This window comes from Paenibacillus larvae subsp. larvae (genome assembly GCF_002003265.1).
GTDB lineage: Bacteria > Bacillota > Bacilli > Paenibacillales > NBRC-103111 > Paenibacillus_H > Paenibacillus_H larvae.
Genome location: NZ_CP019687.1, coordinates 925567 through 944947, shown reverse-complemented (window position 1 = coordinate 944947; position 19381 = coordinate 925567). Strand labels below are relative to the sequence as shown.

Here is a 19381-nt window from a genome sequence, read left to right as displayed (position 1 = left end):
TCTGAATGACCGTATCTCTCTGTAGCGCCACATCGGGCGTTCCACTCTAGATCTTATTAAAATGGAAATAGATTCACTTCCGTAATGTGGCGGATAATCCTTTTGAAAACTATGATTTTCTATTAACGCATGGTTTTCTGCGTCATACGTATAAACGCCTTTTCTAAGCTCTCCATAATCTTTATATAAAAACAATACAGCTTCGGTCGGGTGTTTCGCGCCTCCAGATGGGCTGCGCCAATCGCGAATCCGAGCCCTTGATTATCCTTCACTACAAAAGCGTTCATACCGATGACTTGGCCGTTTAGATTAATAAGAGGACCTCCGCTGCTGCCAGGATTTATGGCACAGTCAGTTTGAATAATATTTTCAAATACCTTGTCTGAATTGGAAAATGCAAATGTCCTATTTGTTGCACTAATTACACCTGTCGTAATGGAATGTTCCAGGCCTAATGGATTTCCTATAGACATTACCCATTCACCCACTTTACTTTTTCCTGAAGATCCTAACGGTAATGGAAGAGGAGTTTTTGGAGAGTTGATTTGGATAAGTGCAATATCGCGAATAGGATCACTCCAGAGCACTTTCCCCAGGTGTGATTTTCCATTATATAACTTCACGGTGACTTGCTTGGCTTTATTCACCACGTGTTCCCCTGTCAATATGATTCCTTTCCTGTTAATAAAAAAACCTGTCCCAATTCCCTCAGTCTCTCGAGGTTGCAAATTGAAAAAGGGGTTTCCCCAATCAACATCCTCGTGATTTAGGGTTCTGATGGATACTACACTTTTCCGGGCTTTGTTGAAAATGCGTACAAAATAATTCCCGTGGTGTTTATAAGCTGAAGGTTTCCTCATTCTGGCTTGTTGTCTCAATTTGGACCAAGCTCCTTTCAATTTCATACAGCGGTCTTAATACCTTACAGTAGGCGATGAGCCAATTTCTGTTCTGAATTATTCGTATGGAACATATCGTTTAAGCCGCGTATTATAAAAATACGTCAGACAAGGAGAAAGTGATACAACTGTATTTACGTGGCTATAAAAACGGTACTATGGTTTCTTGCTGTTTTTGGTCACGCTTATTTTGAATTCACTACAATGGAGGAAGAGAAGTGGAATATCTGGATTAGATTGCGAAGTTAGGAATAACCGGAACCCATCCGGGCGGCCTTCGAATCACAACAGGCTTCTCTGGTATTCATCAAATTCCAACTAGAGATGACTGGGTGCAAGAATTGGAATTGGAATTGGCCGGGTTCGATGTTTGTTTTCCAATTTCATTATTAGGCATATGGAACCAGTGCAGCGGGGAAAATACTGATGAACATGAAATAGACTTTTCTATTTTCTCGGTTCCTGAGATTGTTGAAGCGTTATTGAACTATGCGAATTATTCCATTTGATTCCCTCCTCTTCACTCACTTGATGAACTTCCGGGTAAGCTTTACTTATAGCAGCTTCCACATCCGGCGCCATTCGGGACCCGTCCCCGCAAATATACAGGCGTGCATCTTCGTCAAGTAATTGTATCAGTTTTTCTTTATCTTCCGGGATTTTGTGTTGTACATAAACTTTAGGAGTATTACCCCGAAATCCCCTCAACATTATTTCATTATCTTAGAATGATATCCCCTTCGATGGATTGTCCTAACAGTCTTGATTACCGACATCATTTAGGTTACTATATCAGTGGTAACCTAAGCAAAGAAGAGAAAGAGTGGGGAAAAACTTGAATTTTCGTGTTTACATTTTAGCCATTGCGGCATTCGTTGTCGGGACTGTCGAATTGATTATTGGAGGGACGCTGGATTTAGTTGCGGATGATTTAGGTGTATCTATTCAGGCAGCAGGGCAGTTCATTACCATATTCTCTGTTGTATTTGCCCTTTCAGGGCCTATTTTACTGGCATTAACAGGAAAAATTGAACGCAAAACCATATATATCGGAGCATTATCTATTTTCTTAATTGGAAATCTGTTCTCAGCCTTTAGTTTGAATTATGCTATGCTGATGTTCTCAAGGGTAATGTGTGCAACAAGTGGATCACTTATCATTGCATTGTCGTTAACGCTAGCTTCCAGTGTTGTGAAGCCGCATTTTCGTGCGCGTGCGATTGGAGTTATTTTTATGGGCATAAGCGGATCACTTGTACTTGGCGTCCCATTAGGTCTTTTGCTTGGAAATGCATATGGCTGGCGGGCACCATTTGTATTCATTTCGGCTTTAACTTTCATATCGATTATTGCTATTTCTATATTCTTAACAAAAGTACCACCGGGAGCTGTATTATCTCTAAAAAAGCAAATTGCTCCTTTGAAAGAAAAAAGATTGTCAGTGCACAATTAACATCTTTTCTTTTTTTAACAGGGCATTTAACCCTATATGCATACCTGACACCGTTTTTGAAAGACATCATGCATGTTGAGGCAAAGTGGATCAGCCTGTTTTACTTTATTTTCGGAATAGCAGCGGTGATTGGCGGTGGATTTGGCGGATGGCTTGCCGATAAGTGGGGGTCAAAGAAAAGTATTATCTCTATTATTATCGTTTTTGCATGTGCCATGTTCCTATTACCTATCATGACATTTTCATTTCCGTTATTTATTGTAATGATGGCAATTTGGAGCATGCTAAGCTGGGCAATTTCACCAGTAAAGCAAAATTATTTAATAGAAATTGCACCGGAATCGGCCGGTATTCAACAAAGTTTAAACAATTCTGCGCTTCATTTAGGAATTGCCTTTGGCTCAACGGTTGGCGGGGCTGTTATTAAAACATCATCTGTTATTTATAATGCTTGGATAGGTGCCGGGTTTATTATATTAGCGCTGCTTTGTGCAGTCTTTTCTATTACGAGAAAACAATTTTTTACCGCAGAAAAAAAAGAATCTATCGCATGATAGGTTCTTTTTTAATGATTTCTTAATATCGCAGTTTCATTAAAATGCTGCGTATTTCCTCATCATTCATAAAGAAATCATGATGTTTTTCGGTAATTTTCGCAAGGGCAACATCATGATAGAAAAACTCTGTAAAGAATTTTACAAATGGCTGTGACATTGTTTTTATTGCTTGCCATGATTCTTGTTCAACCCCGGCAAATAAAATTTCCCGGTCATCCACGATAAGCAGTAAGTAGCGTTCTAATGCATCATGTTCTTTAGTTGGAATGAGGAAATGAACGTTCGGCAGTTTTGTTTCCAGGTCTCCTACGGCAAGGGCTTCAATCGTAATATCCTGCTTTGCTTTCTTTTCGAGTAAAGGAAGATATTCCGGAAATGTATCATTCCATGCGGAAATACGGATGGAATGTTTGGCATGCTCGATAAGTTGTTTACTTTGGAAGTGAATGGAAGACTGCATTTTCAAGCTCCAGACACGATCATCTGTAAAAGTTCGTTTTGAGACGGTTGATTGCAGTTCTTTAATATTGGATTGAAACTCCAGAGTTAACTTCTGAATGGCAAGCTCCAATGGCAAAGCCGTATACATCTTTTTCTTTTCCGAAACAGAATCCATGATCATACCCTTGTCGATGAGTCGTGCAAGTACCTCATATATTTTGGCTTTTGGAACACCTGAGTGTTTAACAATCGCTGATGCATCTAACGGCTCATCGCTTGAGATTACAACTTCATAAGCTTGGCTTTCATATTGTGAAAACCCAAATTTTTGCAGCATATTGCCTCCTCAACAAGTTTGACTTTATAAATTAGAATAAAGAACCATTTGTATTTAGACAACTATTTTCCTCAACATTTTTTCTTGCCAAGTTTCATTCCCTGGTTAAGTCATAATATGTGCGGGCTAAACTGCCCATAATACAAACAGGAAAATTGAAACCAATATGGAGAATGCCATGGAATTTAGAGTAGTTACCTTTAATATTCATCACGGTAGAGGAACAGACCGGAAGCTGAACTTGGACCGGATTGCTCAAGTTATTGAGAAGTCCCAAGCAGATGTCATCGCGCTTAATGAAGTGGATAAATATTTTTCACGGAGAAGCGAGTATACGGACCAGTTAGGCTGGTTGTCAGAGCGTTTAAAACTGGACGGAATTTTTGGCGCGGCAAAAACGAACAAAGTATCCGAAGAAACCGACTGCATGATTAGGGAGTACGGGAACGCTCTTCTATCCCGCTTTCCGATTGTTGATGTTAAGAACCATAACTTGAGTGTATACCCGATAAGACTTGAAGGACGTGCGTTATTGGAGGTCACTTTATTAATTGGCGGACAATGGCTTAAACTATATGTCACTCATTTAAGTCTGACCCCGTTTATACAATCCATACAGGCCGACATGATTTTGAATAAAATAATCGATGATCACCACCCCATGATTTTATTAGGAGATTTCAATACATGGCCTCAGTCTAAATTATGGAGGAAAGTAACGGCAAAGCTTACCGATGTTAGTCACTCATTTAGAAAAAAACCTTGTCTTACGTTCCCTTCGTTTCGGCCCAGAGTACGACTAGATTATATCTTTATCAGCCATCATTTCCATATATCTTCAGCTGAGGTAATCACAGAAGATCCTGCCGCGTCGGATCATTTACCATTAATAGCAACATTGAAGTTTTAGACAAACATAAATAAAGGGGATGATAGGTTTGAAAAAGGTGATTGTGCTTTTGGTCGATTCTTTGATGCCCGATACTTTAGAGGCTTGTATCCGCCATAAAACAGTTCCGGCCCTGCAATTTTTAATGGATCGGGGAAGATATTGGCCGAATTGTGTCACCGTCTTTCCAACTATGACTGCTTCAGTCGATAGTTCTCTCGTTACAGGAGTTTATCCAAATATTCATAAAGTACCCGGACTAATCTGGTACAACCCGGAGGAAAAAACCATTATCAATTACATAAACGGCTGGAACTGTATCCGGAAAATCGGCATTCGTAATTGTGCGGAGAATGTTCTGTATAACTTAAATGAAAAGCATCTTAGCAAACAAGTGACCACTTTGTTCGAAGAGCTGGACAAAATGGGGTTAACGTCTGCTTCCATCAATGCGATGGTGCACCGAAGTACTAAAAAACATCAAGTCAGGTTGCCGTTTTTACTTGATTTATTTACAGGGTTCCGGTTTAAGGAAAAAATATCCGGCCCGGACATCGTGACCTTGGGCGCAATGGCTGATAAGGAACTGAGACAGCATATCCCCCGGCATTTAAGGAAAGCTCAATACTTGTACGGAATAAACGATAAATACGCGGTAAGTGTTGTAAAGTATCTTATTAAATCCGGCAACCAGCCTGATTTTATGCTTGTTTATCTTCCCGATAATGACCATGAAGTTCATAAGAAAAACCCCGCCCATGCGGAGGAAGCGCTAATTCGGGTTGACGCGAAAATCCAGGATATTTTAAGTACATTTGCTTCTTGGGATGAGGCTTTGGATCAATGCACTGTAATCGTAATTAGCGATCATGGACAGACACGAATCGGTAAAGAAAAGAAATTTAATATTGACCTGGATATATTATTGAAATCTTTTCGGGTTTATCAACTGGGAGAAAAGCTGGAAAATCATGATTTGGTCGTATGTAATAATGAACGTATGGCTTATGTCTATCCGTTAAAGGAGAAAATTCATGATAAAGTTATAGACCAGCTTGTGGCTGATGCACGGTTTGATCTTATCGCCTGGAAAGAGGAACCGGGAGTACGAGTCAAGGAAGGAGGCTCAGGCCGGGAAATTTATTTTGAAAAAGCAGGGATTATTACCGATGTGTACCAGTGTACATGGCATATTACCGGGGAATGGTCGGTATTGGATTTGAAAAATGAAGGGGATATTTTAAATTACGGGGATTATCCGGATGCCCTTTCAAGGTTATTTGGCGCACTCTACTCTCAAGATATTCCTGTGGTTATAATTACAGCCCGCCCCAGGTATGAACTGAAAAGCCGGTATTACCCTACTCATCTGAACGGCGGCAGCCACGGCTCTTTACATAAATATGATTCACTGATCCCCCTTATTGTGACGGGAACGAAGCATCCAGTGAAAGAGCCTCCCCGGCTTGTCGACTTAAAACAATTTATAATAGAACAATTCACCGATAAGAATTAGGGTTTATACATTTCGCTGAATGAATCTAAATTTTTCAATGGAAAAAGTTCCGGCGTTAAAAAATCACCTAAGCTTATGCAGTTCTAGGTGATTTTCCCGTATTTATTCAAAAGAACATGTTTGGACATAAATAAATACATGGGAGCCTGCTTTTTTATAAATTTTAACGGGGAACGGGCAGATAGGAAATAGATTGGCAGCATGGTTATACATTTGCACCATTTATATATTTTGCTGGAGATAGGGATGGTTTCAAAACCTAAGCTGCCACATCCTCTGTTTAGCATCGTAATCCCGATAATTCCTTTGATTTCCCGGGATTTTGGATGGTTATGTACATATTCTGCAAGATCCGGCAACGAGTTTAGAACCATTCGGTAAAGAAGTCTTCCCTTTGCGATTTCATTTTGTAAAGAATTCATGTTCTTTAAAAGAATGACATTATGCAAATGAAGCTTCAACAAAATATCGCCTTTGTTAATTCGGGTTCCGTCGGATAAAGTTATATCTCGTCCTCTGTAAAAGGTCAGTCTGACCCGAAATGTACTCTTTCGTCCTTGCTGTCCAATACACTTTAATCTGCTAAAGGAATAATAGATAGGATCTATAATATTCCAAATGGACATAGCGATTGTTTTTACCCGCATGAAAATTTCCCCTTCATGAATGATGATACTTTTATTTTGTCGTGGGAAATAAAAATTCATGTCTGGAAATTTCAGTTTTTCTTCCTCTTCCTTAAATAGCCAAATTCTATTTTACAGATGTTTTTTAAGATGTTACATTCTCTTCATACCATGGGTTTAAATGCACCATTACTTCTTCAACATCCTGAATTTGATTTTTTATGGAATTCTTGATCAAGCGGCTAATGTCATGGCCTTCTTGAATTGTCAAATCGTTCGAAATGCTCACCCTTATATCAACAAGAATATAATGGCCGTGTTCCCTTGCCCGAATTCGATCAATTCGTTTAACTTGTGGGATCGATCGGACTATATCCTCCAATTGAATCAATTGTTCTGAAGGCAGATTTTTTTCCATTAGGATCCCAATAGATTCCTTTCCCATTTCATAAGCTAATTTCAGAACAAAATAGGACACGATCATTCCTGCAATCGGGTCTCCATATTGAGTGAAGGGAATACCATAACGCTCACCAATTAATGTAGCACCAATTCCTGCTACAGCAGCAGTAGAGGCATATACATCAGCAAGATGGTCGTTTGCGGTTGCGGTCAAACTTTTACTTCTTTGTGTTTTCCCAAGACGGATACAATATATATAGAGGCCTTGCTTCCATATTAAGGAGATGAACGCAGCAATTAATGCAATGATACTGGCTTCTGCTGCCGGCTCAAATAGGACTTCTACAGATTTAAAGACCATCAAAACAGCTGCCATAGCCAGAATAATTGCAACAATGGCTGAAGCAATGACCTCTGCTTTACCGTGACCGTATGGATGGTCTGCATCAGCAGGTTTCTTCGACACCATTGAAGAGGTTAGTGCTGCGAAAGTGGCAATCACATCACCGGCATTATGAATACCGTCAGCAATAAGCACTTGGCTGTTGAATAAATATCCAACGACAATTTTTAATGCAGTCAGCACTACATTGCTTATAAGACTAATCCATAATGCAAGTAATGAAGATAAATTATTCATAACATGCTATCCTCCTCCACTTTCGATACAGTACTTTGACATTGTACCGGATCAAATTCGTGTGGGTCTAGAGAAACAGTTTTGAGTCGATCTCTAAAAGTAAGACAAATGGAAAACCATTATTCCTTGGAAAATAAGTTGCGGGAAAGCAAATTACTTTAGCTAAAAAACACAAAATCAAGGCATTATGCCTGAATAAACAACCTCAGTTTGGTTTTTAACCAGACCAAGGCTGTTAGCCTTATTCTTAAACATTGAGGAAGGAATCGGAATAAGAAAAAGCTATCTAAAATAAGGATACGGGTGCCTAGTCATTGTACAAAGTACGATGACCAGAAGAATGAACAGAATGAGAAGAAGCAGAATTGTACCGATATTTTTCATCAGGCCACCTTAGCGGAAAACCGCCTATTCCTTTCTAAAAAAATAGAAAATTTAATTTATTTTATGGTGTAAATCAAACAGATGCTTGGACCTTTTGAGAAATGTGCAATTATACTTTCCCGAACCAGAATTATTCCATGTAATTGGATACCTCAACCAAATTCTCATCCGGGTCCCGTACATAAACTGAAATGATCCTGCCGGCAGAACCTGGAACTGCCCTTTTAGCCTTGGGCTCAAATTCCTTCCCTGCTTATAATAAATCCGTCAGTCCCCCAATGATGACCCAGCCCAAAAAACCGCCTAAAGCCGTTCCCGCTACATAGACCCCCATCCCGATTGCCTTCGGAGAAAATTCTTCGTTCAAAATAAGCCATCGCAATGGAAGGAAATCCTGCAATGCTAATACCCTCCAAAAATTTTTTATTTAACTTCCAGCAACAAAATACGACTTATGAGCAATGGCAGACATTTATTGGTATTTATTTAAATATTTTCACCGATTGTATTTACATATTTTCTAATATATGTTATTTTTTAGATGGAATATACTTTTATATGATTTCATCTACTAGTTGTTGGAAGGAGGTGAGAAAATATGAAGAAAGGTGTTCTATTTTTGCTGACACTGGTATTATCTATAGCTCTACCCATGAGTGCAATGGCAGCCATAGTAATCGATGGTGACCAAAAACTAGATAGCGATGGTGAATGGAAAGATTCTTTCTACTACTCTAAAAGTGATGGCAATGAAGGCCGTTTCCACATCAATGATTATACGAAGACCGGACTGACAGTAAAAATTGTCGATCCAAATGGAAATACTATCTCATCCTATAATACCAAAAGCGGGTTCGAAAAGACTGTTTACTTTACTCCAAATAAAGAAGGAAAATACACAGTAAAAGTAACACATAATAACGGAATCGGTAGTAAAATTTTCGGAATAAGAGTTAGGATCTACTAAGCCTAAAGGCTAATACTTAAGCTAAGTTTTCAAAAGGGTGCAAGTTTTTGTCCTGATCGAAAGACAAGAACTTGCACCCTTTAGTCACCGGAGTTAATTATTCGAATAGATTCTTTCAGGTACCCGATTACCCCCATCTTCTGTTGATTCGTCGGCTTATTACATGACTAGTTTACTTTTATTCCTGAATTTATTCCATATGCTTCGGAATCTCCCCTTCAGGAATTTCCCCCTCTCTATTCAAGTAATAGTGACGAACCGGTTTTAAATGATCATCTAATTCATAAACTAGGGGTATACCGGTTGGAATATTTAAGCTTGCTATACCGTCAGGCGATCTATCATCCAAGTATTGAACAAGTGCCCGTAGTGTATTGCCATGAGCTGAGATGATCACTTTTTTTCCTTTTTTCAAGTTTGGCGCAATTTCTTCATCCCAATAAAACAAAACTCTTCGTTCTGTATCTTCGAGATTTTCCGTAAGAGGAAATTCCCCTTCCTTTAATCCTTTATATTTTGGATGAGCAGCTTCGTATCTTTCATCATTTTTTGTAAGGGCTGGAGGGCGGACATTTGTTGATCTTCTCCATAACCGGACCTGGTCTTCTCCATATTTTTTTGCTGTTTCTGCTTTGTTTAACCCTTGAAGGGCCCCATAATGCCTTTCATTTAAACGCCATGTTTTGTGGACCGGAATCCATACAAGATCCAATTCATGAAGGCAAATCCACAATGTTCGAATGGCCCTTTTTAAAACAGATGTGTAAGCAATATCAAATGAAAATCCGTTTTTTCTTAAAATGATTCCCGCTTCTCTCGCTTCGTTGAGTCCATTGGGGGACAGGTCTACATCTGTCCATCCGGTAAACCTATTTTCAAGATTCCATATGCTTTGTCCATGACGAATCAATACAAGTTTGATCAAAAGTGAATCTCCTTTCAATAAAACAAAAAACAGTGAAAAGTTCTTGCAGGTGAATTCAGTAATTTTTTGATGTCAATTTATCCAGCCTTTTAAATTCATACCCTTGTTTTCTTGCATTGTCAATGATTCTGCCCAGAGCCTCTTTGTTATCCTTAGAAACCGAATGAAGCAAAATGACCGCACCCGGGTGAAGTTGATCCATGACCTTTTTGTATGCATAGTTCCATCCTTTTTGATCTCTTATATCCCAATCTTTATAGGCAAGGGACCAAAAGACGTTGGTATACCCCAATTCCCTGCTGGCTGCCAGTATCCGGTCGCTAAATATCCCTCTTGGCGGACGCAAAAAATGCATCTCTTTTTGTCCCGTTAAACTTGTGACTTCCTGCTTAACTCTATCAAGCTCATCCCTTATTTTATCAGTGGAAATTTGGGTCATATCGGGATGGCTCCACGAATGATTACCTACAAGGTGGCCTTCATCAACCATTCGTTTCACTAAATCCGGCTGGTCTTTTACAAAATGCCCGGTAACAAAGAAGACTGCTTGAACCCTTTTTTCCTTTAAAACATCTAAAACTTTGCCTGTATTTCCATTTTCATAACCGTTGTCGAATGTAAGAAAAAGTTCCTTTTGGCCTGTGTCCCCCAAAAAAATAGCTCCATGTTTCTGGATAATATCTTTAAATCCCTCCTGGTCAATAGAAGGAAGTTTGCCATTTTTGCTTTTTTTGAATCCAAAATGGTACGGATGATTTTCTTTTTCAGCGGCTTCCACAACTAAAGGAAACAGGAAAATGAATAGCGCCATTAATGTAAAAAGCAAGGTATTCCGTTTCATTGATGCAATTCCTCCATTATCATGAACTATGACTCTGGAAGTAATATGCCACTAAGCGATTTGTTGTATTCAGTTTAACTTTATTTTTATGACCCTCAAATCAATTGTTTCTGCTATATCTCATTTCTTCTCTTGGTTATCCTCCAAAATCTGATGAGTATGTATAGAATAATACAACCGGTAAAAATTAAAATATTTTCAAAAGACCGGATTGATCCCAATATGCCGTTATGCAGGATAGAAAATTCTTGTTTAGTACAAAGAAAGCCTATTGTTACTAATAAAAGCAAATCAGCCGATAATAGCAGGACAGGAAAAGCACCTTTGCATCGTTTTTGTAGAACAGCAACATTCCAAAGTAAAGCCGTTAATTCCAAAACAAGTACGCTTATCGCGGCACCCGCATAACCGAATCCCGGAATAGCCGTTAAATAATAACCCAAAACAGTCGAACAAATAAGGCCAAGTATTAATCCTGTAAGAGGGGCTCTTTTGAAATCGGATGCCCAAAGGACGGTTGTGATTAATTCCCGTATACCCGCAATCAAAGGAGCAAAGGCCATAAAACGGATTGCTTTGGCGGCTGAGCTATTACCGAAAATGAACACAGAAAGCTCATCAGCGTGAAAAAAGAAAAATAACATGGAAGCAATGCCGCTAAGCCAACCGATTTCTATGGATAATCTGGAGCGTTCAACAAAGCTGTCCTTATTATTGTTCTGCCAGTCTGCTGCCAATTTTGCAGCAATCGTATAGGATAATGCTGCCGTTAAAATAGTAGGCATATATACGATAATTGATGCCATTCCGAATATTTCCCCATAAATAGAAATGGCATCTGATTGGTTCAGGCCAGATTCCTGTAACCTGTTTGGTATGATTAGTGCATCGAGAAAATCGGCTGCCGGCATAATTAACCGTGTTAAACTGATAGCAAATGATGTTTTCAGTAATAATAGGATCCCTGATCCAACTATGAAGGATGGGCGGTTTGAATTTTCAGAAATGCCGTTCATCAATCCTTTCTTGTATATCGTGAGCCAAAGAAACCATAAAGCAGCAATAGCCCCCGTGCAAGCACCAAAAACAGCTCCCCCTGCCGCAGCGTGGGTGCCATAATTGATCCATAATAGAACAAATAAAAGCATGGTACTTACCCTGACAGTTTGTTCAATTAATTCAGAAGCGGCTATATACCCGTAAAATTCGATGCCTTGAAGAAAACCGCGGAATAATTGAAGCAGCGGTACAACCAAAAGTGCTGGCGCTAAACAGCGGATAGGAAACTCTAATTGACTATCCCCGAGCAAACGGGCGGTTTGGGGGCTAATGCATAGCAAATCAAACTTGAAATTCCGCCAAAAACTAAAAAAGGTATAACCAAACCTTTGAATAGTCGCCGGCCGCGCTGTTTATTTTTGGCAGTGGTTAGTGCTAATGATGTTGGGAAACCACCGGTAAGTAACGTTAGCACAAATCCGTAAACGGAATAAACAATTTGGTAAATCCCTGTTCCTTCAGAACCCAGTATCCGGAACAAGGGGATGCGAACTGTGAAGCCAATGATTTTAACAAGAAAAATTACACTTGTTCGTAACGCCGTTTGTTTAATAAAGGAAGGAAGTTGCATCTTCTCACCCCGGTATAACCTTGTCTTCTTTGATTATATGAACAAGATTGTAGAGGTAGACTTTCTGCAGCTTCCCAATTAATCATTGATATGAATAAGAAGATACTTAGTTGATTTATCCCAGCCAAGGTCAAACGGGACACGATAACGGTCTGCAGTATGAGAGTTGACTAAAGGATATCCTTTCGCATCATGTCCGATTACAACTGAAAAATGGTCAACATCCCCTCCAATATGTAACCAATAACATCACCTGGTTGTAATTTAGCAATTGCACCATCAGGAAATTTATCATTGGATCGGGTAACTTCCATAAAATCTCCCTTTGCAATCAGACGCCCGTACCCGGAATAAAGCAAGTAATTTTTAAAAGCATCAGTTTGTACCCATGCCCGGCTTCCGCCTCCCCAATATCCCCAAGCACCGTTCATGCGTAATCCGCCGCCTTCTTTTGTATCCCCAAGTACCTGGGATACAAAATTAGTACAGTCGCCACCCAAGGATGTGTAATCTTTGTACTTGCGGTTATACCGGTTATTATTCCCGGCTCCCCAGGCTAAACCCGCATATTTATTGGCATATTCTACCGCATGTTCACGGTTGTATTTATTTCCTTTATTGTTTGCTTGTATAGAATCACTATTGGCAAAAGGATGAGGAAATCCGGCCGGTGGATCGGGTATTAAATCCGGGTTTTCTTCAAGCGGATCCAAATACCACTCACGTAGTACTTTCCAATTGCCGTCTGTCTTTTTTACTGTCAATGCATGTCGTGTACCGACTCCAAACGATTGTGGCGGCAGGTCAAGTTCTTTGTAGCCATAAGATATTTTTGCTGATTGCACCAAAGAAATTTTTGCCAATTCCCCATCTCTTTTAATCCGGGTGATTCGTATTTCGGGTACCGCCTCCGTAAGACTTATACCACGTTTATCTGCCCACGAATTGATATACTGGCCGCGTTTGAGTTCCATTTGGTAAGCATAACGACTTCCCCTTAAATTCTGGACATAATACTTATTTATCGTTTCGGGGAGCCGATTTATTAGAAAGGAGTTTCGGTCTTTGTATAACTGCTGCAAGAAAAGCGTGATTTCCTCTTTTACCTTATCCTGTTGTTCATTTAACGCATAAGCATTCAGCGGTGCCAACCCGACAATTAGTGTGATCCCAATTAAAACAAACAAACGGAACAAAGCAATGCCTCCTTATACTGGTTATCAGGGGTTTAACTACAAGACCATTCCACATTAAGAATTTCCCCAAAAAATAAAAATATGTACGGAGTAGGTCACGGAAAAAGGATAAGTACAAGTTATATTAGTCCCTTCGAGGTAACATTGTTTATTTTATTTGAATATGATAATCCTGGTATTTCCTAACATTGTCACCCCTCTTCCCCCCAGCCCTGTGCGGGGGGTTCTTTTTACTTTCTTAGTACACTTATTGGCTATTTCGGTGCCCCTATCGTTCACGACAAGTTCTCTCCAATTCCGCTCATTAAAATCAGGCATACAATAATAAGGAGCAAGATCCATCGCGACACCATAAATCAGACTGCCTTCGGAAGAAACTTATTATTGGAAACGGAGGGGAAACTCAGCGTCATAATAACAACTGAATTTAAAAATGAACCGCTCAAACCAACGGTATGAACGGTTCAATCCTTATTCAAGCAGCAGTTGAAAACCTTCCAGTTCTTCTTCTGCATCCCGAAAAAGCTGAAGTAAAAGCCGGCTATGATCCCCAAGCTTTTTTTCACTTTCTTGAAAATGTACCCACCGAATAGTAAGCGGCATGGCAACATATCCTGTAAGACAATCCCATAATGCGTCAAGATTATTCCCATAATAATCGGGCAACTCCAATGCTTCTTTCAAAACAGTATGCAGTTGTCCAAGGTTACCGATTTTCCTGCCATCTAATAAAATATCGTGCAACCCCAAATCCCTCCTATCATTCATTTCATTTGTTGAAATGTTTCGTAATGGTCTTCCGTCTTGTAAATTAAACCATCATTTGAAAATACAATTCTGTCCTTACCCCGGTGGCCTGATTTATAATTGATATCCGCTTCATGTAAGACTCTTCCTTTTTTGTTAGGTAATTTTCCTTCACGATTTTGATAAATATCACCCCCAATGCTTTTTCCTGGAGCAACATTCTGCAAGTTTCCTTTCTGGGGGTCCCAGCCCAGTTTTTTAGCTTCATTTTTTGTAATGAAATTATCCGGCAATTTGTTATGGGCCTTTAGATAATTTGCCACATCTTCGAAACTGGTCAGGCTATTTGCTGGTTCCGTCTTTTTTTCAGATAAGCCGCAACCAGCGAGAAGAAACAAACTTAATAATACAAACAATACAGTTTTCCAGACTTTCAATACAATTCATCCTCACTTTATTCATATTGAAGTTGTTATGATTAGACGAAATTCGCCTATGGTATTTACGGAGTTGATAATATTTGGTTCCATTTATTATCCAGCTGATAAATACTCTTCTTGATTAATTAGGCATTTTCTCTTCCAGCTTCTTTTCATGTAATTGGGAATATATCCCTTGACGAAGTGCTGACGTAACCTCATCCAACAGAACAATGGGTGCATCTTTCAACATCGCTCTTGAAATTGCAATCCTCTGTTTTTGTCCCCATTGCAAAAATTGTCGGTATATTAGCTTTAAACCGCAGGAGCTTTGGTTATTCCCGGATTTCAAAATCTCATGGCACGACCCGGCCTGGATTTTCTTAAGGCCGGGTCGTATAACATATACTCTATCTTCTTTTATTAAACATTTTGCGACCAAGGTAATGAAAGCTTCATTAGCATACTACTTCTGATCCCATCGTCCCTTCTTTACATAACTCTTTTTGCAATGCCCAGTACGACGCCCGTTCCGGATTATTTACTTTATAATGGGCAATCCTTCCTCACTCCATTGCACGATTCCCCCTTGCAAGTTCATGACGTTTGTGTAGCCGTGAGCCTGCAAAATGCTTGCAGCAATTGCCGAGCGCCCTCCTGTCCGGCATTGGACCAGTACCGGCTTGTCGGTTGGCACCTCGTGAATGCGCTCCGGCAGCTTCCCAAGCAGGATATGCTGCGCACCCGGGATATGGCCTTCCTCCCATTCCGCCCCGGAACGCACGTCCACAACTGTCAGTTCCCCGCCTTGAACCTTGCCGGCAATGTCTTTAGGCGTTACCTCAGGATATGATTGCAAACCAGCCATTGCAGCATGGGTATCCCTCCACATCGCGGAAGTTTCAATTATCCCCTCAATCCGGTCGATACCGATGGAACGCATGTCACGGACAATCCCTGGCAGTAGTTCCGCCTCCCCCATAATGTACAACGGCCGTTCGTCTTCTATGAGCCATCCGGCCCATGATGTAAAGGAACGGTTGTAAGGCAGATTAATCGTTCCCTTCACGTGCCCGGCTGCAAAACCCGTGCAAGGCCTCGTATCAATGATAACAGCTCCTCTTTCCACAAGGCCGGCGGCAGCTGCTATCGTTCCCTCAATCCGCTTTGGTTCGGGAAGATGGGAAAGAAGCGCCGGACCTTCCCGGTTCATCCGCTTCATACGGGGAAAATAAGTTGGGGGCTCGGGCTGCCCGGCTAATAAGGCGGTGGTAAACGCCGACTCAGCATCAAAGGACAAGCCCCAATTGAAGCGTTTCTCATAGCCTACAGTAGAGGACGGAATTGCACCGAGCGCCTTGCCGCATGCACTGCCCGCCCCGTGTGCCGGCCATACCTGGGCATATTCAGGCAACTCCGTGAAGCGCTGAAGGGATTGGAACATCTGCCGCGCCCCCTGCACAGCAGTGCCTGCCAGCCCAACCGCCTTCTCCAGTAGATCCGGCCGGCCAACATCGCCGACAAATACGAAGTCGCCAGTGAAAATGCCCATCGGACAATCAGCTCCTCCGCCCCGGTCAGTCAATAGGAATGATACGCTCTCGGGAGTATGTCCCGGTGTATGCAGAACCTCAAATTCGATTCTGCCCACATGGAATCGGTCTCCGTCTTTCACAATCCGGTGCTTGACCTTATCACTCATGAAAGCATAGGACCAATCCGGACCGCCTTCGCCTGATACGTACAGCATTGCCTTGTGTTCTTCCCCTATTTCGCGGACGCCTGATATGAAATCAGCGTGGATGTGGGTTTCCGCAGCGGCAACGACTGTTAATCCTTCAGCCTGTGCCGTCTCTAAATACGGTAGAACATCACGGGCCGGGTCGATAACGATCGACTCTCCCGTCGCTTGGCAGCCCACGAGATACGAAGCGTGAGCCAGTTTCTCATCATAAAAATAACGCAGCAGCATAAATGCCGCTCTCCCCTTTCTCTGAAACAGTAAACTTCCCCGTTCCTGCCCCTTGCCTGCTGCATTGCCGCTGGCTACATGCGTCCCTTCAGCATGCCGTTCCAGTACAACTTTGGCAGCAGATCTTTCTTCAGCACATACATACTGTACCGCTCCTTCGACTGATCGAACGGGAATGTCTCCCGCGGAGTTAAGTCATAATCAAACTCCGCCAAAATAAGCCGATTATACCCAGTTACTAGCGGACAAGACGTATAACCGTCGTAACTTGCATCGGGCGGCTGTCCCGCCAGCACATTCAACACATTGCGGGCTACCACTGGAGCTTGCTTGCGAATAGCTGCACCTGTTTTTGAGGTTGGCAGATTGCTGCAATCTCCCAAAGCAAACACATTCGTGTACCGGACATGCTGCATAGTATGCTTATCAACCTCAGTCCATCCGCCCGGACCGGCTAGGGGACTATCCCGTATAAAAGACGGGGAAGACATCGGGGGCACGACATGAATCATGTCGTATCGGAATGTCTCCCGTTCCTTCGTGTCCACATGTTCGAAGATAGCTTCCCGGTTGCCGGAGTTAATTTCCACCAGATTGAGTTTGTATTTTGTCGTTATTCCTTTACGCTTCACTACCTGATTGAGCGATGCAGCATATTTCGGGACGGCGAAAATAGATTCATTACCCGAAGCGAAGATAATCTCGCTCTTATCCCTTACACCCGACCGCCGAAATGCATCATCGGCCAGATACATGATTTTCTGTGGCGCGCCACCGCACTTGATGGGTGTGTTCGGGTGCGTGAAAATCGCGGTACCGCCGCGGAATTCACGGATTGACCTCCAGGTGCTGTCCACGTAATTGTAATCATAGTTGCTGCAGACGCCATCGCGCCCGATACATTCCCTCAACCCTTTGATCCGGTCCCAATCCACCTGGATTCCCGCTGCAACAACAATAACATCGTATCGGACGATGGTTCCGGTTTTGGTTACGATACGGTTTTCAACCGGGTGGAAATACGCGACCCTCTCCTGAAGCCAGTCGGCTCCCTTTGGAATAAGCGATTGTTGGTTGCGCTCTGTTATTTCCTTTCGTACAACTCCGCCGCCGACAAGCGTCCACAAGGGTTGATAGTAATGCTTGGCCTGAGGATCGACGATCACAACGGAATCGCGAAGTTCTTTCGATGCGCGCAGCAAGCGGGCTGCAACCGATAATCCGGCGCTGCCCGCCCCGACAATGGCAACGGCATAATGAAGTTGCTTTTGCATTACTTCCCCTCCCCCTGCTCCAAAATACTGCCGATCTGTTTCAAATGCATCATGCTTTGAGACTCCCACGGCTAATGCCGCAAGCTGACACCTTCGGTATCACTGGGATTCTTGGGTGGTAGTCGGTCATGCATTTCTGCTAACCGTAGTTCCCCCAAGTTCAGGGCTGTCTCATCAGCCCGTCCTAAGACAGTACATATAGCATCTTAGGCTGACAGACTGTTACCATCTGCCACAGGTTGATTCATGATATTGATCGCTCCAACCCGATCTCGATGAGCGTTGAATCCGCATGAACATTCGTACCCTCTGTCTTTCGCTTTGTTCTTCTCCGCACAGGCAGGACATGTTTGAGAAGTGTAGGCAGGATTTACCTCCACAATCTTTATGCCGACTAGGTTTGCTTTGTAGGAGATGAATTGTTGAAGCTGATAAAAAGTCCAACTATGCAGATTCTTTGCGTTTTTGCGGCTTGTTCTTGCCGTCTTGCGAATATTCTCCAGTCGTTCAAGCTTGATTATGGACACATTTTCCTGAATGGCTGTATCGACAATTTGCCGACTAATCTTATGATTTTGATCTTTCATCCAACGTTGCTCTTTATTACCTGGCTTACGAATGGCAGACAATTTTTTGAGTTTACCTAATTTACGTCTGCGTTGTTGGTACTTTCTTCGTATATACTTGTTTTCTCTGCCGTTTCCAAAGAATCGGGTTTTACCCGTAGAAGTTACAGAAACAGCGGGAACTTTCAAACCAAGATCAATACCCATGATGTTTTCGTTGTTTGTTACGCTTGTAGGTACTTCTATTGAAATTTGAGCGTACCATTTTCCTGACTTTTCGATAATACGCATCAATCCAAGTTTGGCTTTTCTTAACAGTTCCATATCTCTGCTAGTCGCTGTAGCCCGAAACGCTGTTTTCTTCGTCTTTTTATCTACAACGATAGGAAACGCAACTGTATTTTCGGATACCGTGTAGTTTTGATTGTTAACGAAATATACAGATTTTTTAAGAATTGGACGAACACCAAGTTTCTTGATTTTACTGAAAACACTTTTGGCATCACGAATCGCTTGATTACAAACGGCAGACGGAAGAACTGTTTCTACATCTTTTGTAGTCATTTTCGGAAATGCCCCTAATTGTTCAGCCCGTTTGGTTAATTGATTGACTACCCGAATGTACTCATTTCCCAATTGACGTAGAATGGCTGGTTGATCAGGAAATATGCGTATTTTAACGGTTAAAGCTTGCATGTGT

The 19381-nt window shown here is 41.6% G+C and carries 17 protein-coding genes and 5 pseudogenes; 4 read left to right on the top strand and 18 right to left on the bottom strand.

The features are described 5' to 3' along the window. Nucleotides 1-122 precede the first annotated feature (122 nt). Nucleotides 123-647 carry a S1C family serine protease gene (locus BXP28_RS05025; RefSeq protein WP_235430703.1) on the bottom strand — a complete coding sequence of 175 codons (525 nt, stop codon included), beginning with the start codon at nt 645-647 and terminating at the stop codon, nt 123-125. 699 nt (nt 648-1346) lie between these two features. Further along, nucleotides 1347-1583 (bottom strand): annotated as a pseudogene (locus BXP28_RS05020) (hypothetical protein); the annotation flags it as partial. Nucleotides 1584-1722: 139 nt separating this feature from the next. Between BXP28_RS05020 and BXP28_RS05015 the strand changes: the two are divergent. Next, nucleotides 1723-2906 (top strand): annotated as a pseudogene (locus tag BXP28_RS05015) (MFS transporter). Nucleotides 2907-2928: 22 nt separating this feature from the next. Here BXP28_RS05015 and BXP28_RS05010 read toward each other — a convergent pair. Continuing rightward, a complete protein-coding gene (locus BXP28_RS05010; protein ID WP_023484548.1) occupies nt 2929-3687 on the bottom strand; it encodes a TrmB family transcriptional regulator in 759 nt (252 codons plus the stop codon). Nucleotides 3688-3865: 178 nt separating this feature from the next. On the opposite strand from BXP28_RS05010, the gene BXP28_RS05005 reads away from it, so the two are divergent. Together BXP28_RS05005 and BXP28_RS05000 are read left to right on the top strand one after the other, a co-directional pair. Continuing rightward, nucleotides 3866-4597 (top strand): endonuclease/exonuclease/phosphatase family protein, encoded by a 732-nt coding sequence (locus tag BXP28_RS05005; RefSeq protein ID WP_036656631.1) that lies wholly within the window; start codon nt 3866-3868, stop codon nt 4595-4597. A 19-nt stretch (nt 4598-4616) separates the two neighbouring features. After that, nucleotides 4617-6092: an alkaline phosphatase family protein gene (locus BXP28_RS05000; protein ID WP_235430704.1), complete on the top strand. Its 1476-nt coding sequence runs from the start codon at nt 4617-4619 to the stop codon at nt 6090-6092. A gap of 83 nt (nt 6093-6175) precedes the next feature. Here BXP28_RS05000 and BXP28_RS04995 read toward each other — a convergent pair whose 3' ends face one another. The 4 genes and pseudogenes from BXP28_RS04995 to BXP28_RS22465 form a co-directional block, all read right to left on the bottom strand. Continuing rightward, nucleotides 6176-6739 (bottom strand): YkoP family protein, encoded by a 564-nt coding sequence (locus tag BXP28_RS04995; protein WP_036656629.1) that lies wholly within the window; start codon nt 6737-6739, stop codon nt 6176-6178. 124 nt (nt 6740-6863) lie between these two features. Beyond that, nucleotides 6864-7760, bottom strand: a complete 897-nt coding sequence (locus tag BXP28_RS04990) for a cation diffusion facilitator family transporter (protein ID WP_024094102.1) — start codon at nt 7758-7760, stop codon at nt 6864-6866. A 514-nt stretch (nt 7761-8274) separates the two neighbouring features. Further along, nucleotides 8275-8397: pseudogene (locus tag BXP28_RS23960) on the bottom strand (VOC family protein); the annotation flags it as partial. Further along, nucleotides 8398-8544, bottom strand: a complete 147-nt coding sequence (locus BXP28_RS22465) for a hypothetical protein (protein WP_198963589.1) — start codon at nt 8542-8544, stop codon at nt 8398-8400. A gap of 198 nt (nt 8545-8742) precedes the next feature. Here BXP28_RS22465 and BXP28_RS04980 point away from each other — a divergent pair, with 198 nt between their 5' ends. Continuing rightward, entirely contained in the window at nt 8743-9111 is a 369-nt protein-coding gene (locus tag BXP28_RS04980; RefSeq protein WP_024094104.1) for a hypothetical protein, read from the top strand. Between the two features lie 190 nt (nt 9112-9301). Here the strand turns inward: BXP28_RS04980 and gpmA are convergent, their stop codons facing one another. The 11 genes and pseudogenes from gpmA to BXP28_RS04925 form a co-directional block, all read right to left on the bottom strand. Next, a complete protein-coding gene (gpmA, locus tag BXP28_RS04975; protein ID WP_024094105.1) occupies nt 9302-10036 on the bottom strand; it encodes a 2,3-diphosphoglycerate-dependent phosphoglycerate mutase in 735 nt (244 codons plus the stop codon). A 55-nt stretch (nt 10037-10091) separates the two neighbouring features. Continuing rightward, the gene (gene pdaA, locus BXP28_RS04970) at nt 10092-10877 is read right to left on the bottom strand and encodes a delta-lactam-biosynthetic de-N-acetylase (protein WP_023484542.1); all 786 of its coding nucleotides are present in this window, start codon (nt 10875-10877) and stop codon (nt 10092-10094) included. A 113-nt stretch (nt 10878-10990) separates the two neighbouring features. Further along, the gene (locus BXP28_RS04965) at nt 10991-12217 is read right to left on the bottom strand and encodes an oligosaccharide flippase family protein (RefSeq protein WP_167552490.1); all 1227 of its coding nucleotides are present in this window, start codon (nt 12215-12217) and stop codon (nt 10991-10993) included. Then, nucleotides 12166-12507: an oligosaccharide flippase family protein gene (locus BXP28_RS24960; protein WP_077584927.1), complete on the bottom strand. Its 342-nt coding sequence runs from the start codon at nt 12505-12507 to the stop codon at nt 12166-12168. The genes BXP28_RS04965 and BXP28_RS24960 overlap by 52 nt, the downstream gene beginning before the upstream one ends. A gap of 78 nt (nt 12508-12585) precedes the next feature. Next, nucleotides 12586-13481: pseudogene (locus tag BXP28_RS04955) on the bottom strand (amidase domain-containing protein). A gap of 693 nt (nt 13482-14174) precedes the next feature. Continuing rightward, nucleotides 14175-14447: a barstar family protein gene (locus tag BXP28_RS04950; RefSeq protein WP_023484539.1), complete on the bottom strand. Its 273-nt coding sequence runs from the start codon at nt 14445-14447 to the stop codon at nt 14175-14177. Nucleotides 14448-14467: 20 nt separating this feature from the next. Next, the gene (locus BXP28_RS04945; protein ID WP_023484538.1) at nt 14468-14887 is read right to left on the bottom strand and encodes a ribonuclease domain-containing protein; all 420 of its coding nucleotides are present in this window, start codon (nt 14885-14887) and stop codon (nt 14468-14470) included. A gap of 184 nt (nt 14888-15071) precedes the next feature. Further along, nucleotides 15072-15164 (bottom strand): annotated as a pseudogene (locus tag BXP28_RS23955) (ATP-binding cassette domain-containing protein); the annotation flags it as partial. Nucleotides 15165-15410: 246 nt separating this feature from the next. Then, nucleotides 15411-16841, bottom strand: coding sequence for an MBL fold metallo-hydrolase (locus BXP28_RS04935; RefSeq protein ID WP_023484536.1), 1431 nt, complete (start codon nt 16839-16841; stop codon nt 15411-15413). 74 nt (nt 16842-16915) lie between these two features. Then, entirely contained in the window at nt 16916-18115 is a 1200-nt protein-coding gene (locus tag BXP28_RS04930) for an FAD/NAD(P)-binding oxidoreductase (protein WP_036654194.1), read from the bottom strand. Between the two features lie 206 nt (nt 18116-18321). Further along, nucleotides 18322-19377, bottom strand: a complete 1056-nt coding sequence (locus tag BXP28_RS04925; protein WP_036654192.1) for an RNA-guided endonuclease InsQ/TnpB family protein — start codon at nt 19375-19377, stop codon at nt 18322-18324. Nucleotides 19378-19381: the final 4 nt, after the last annotated feature.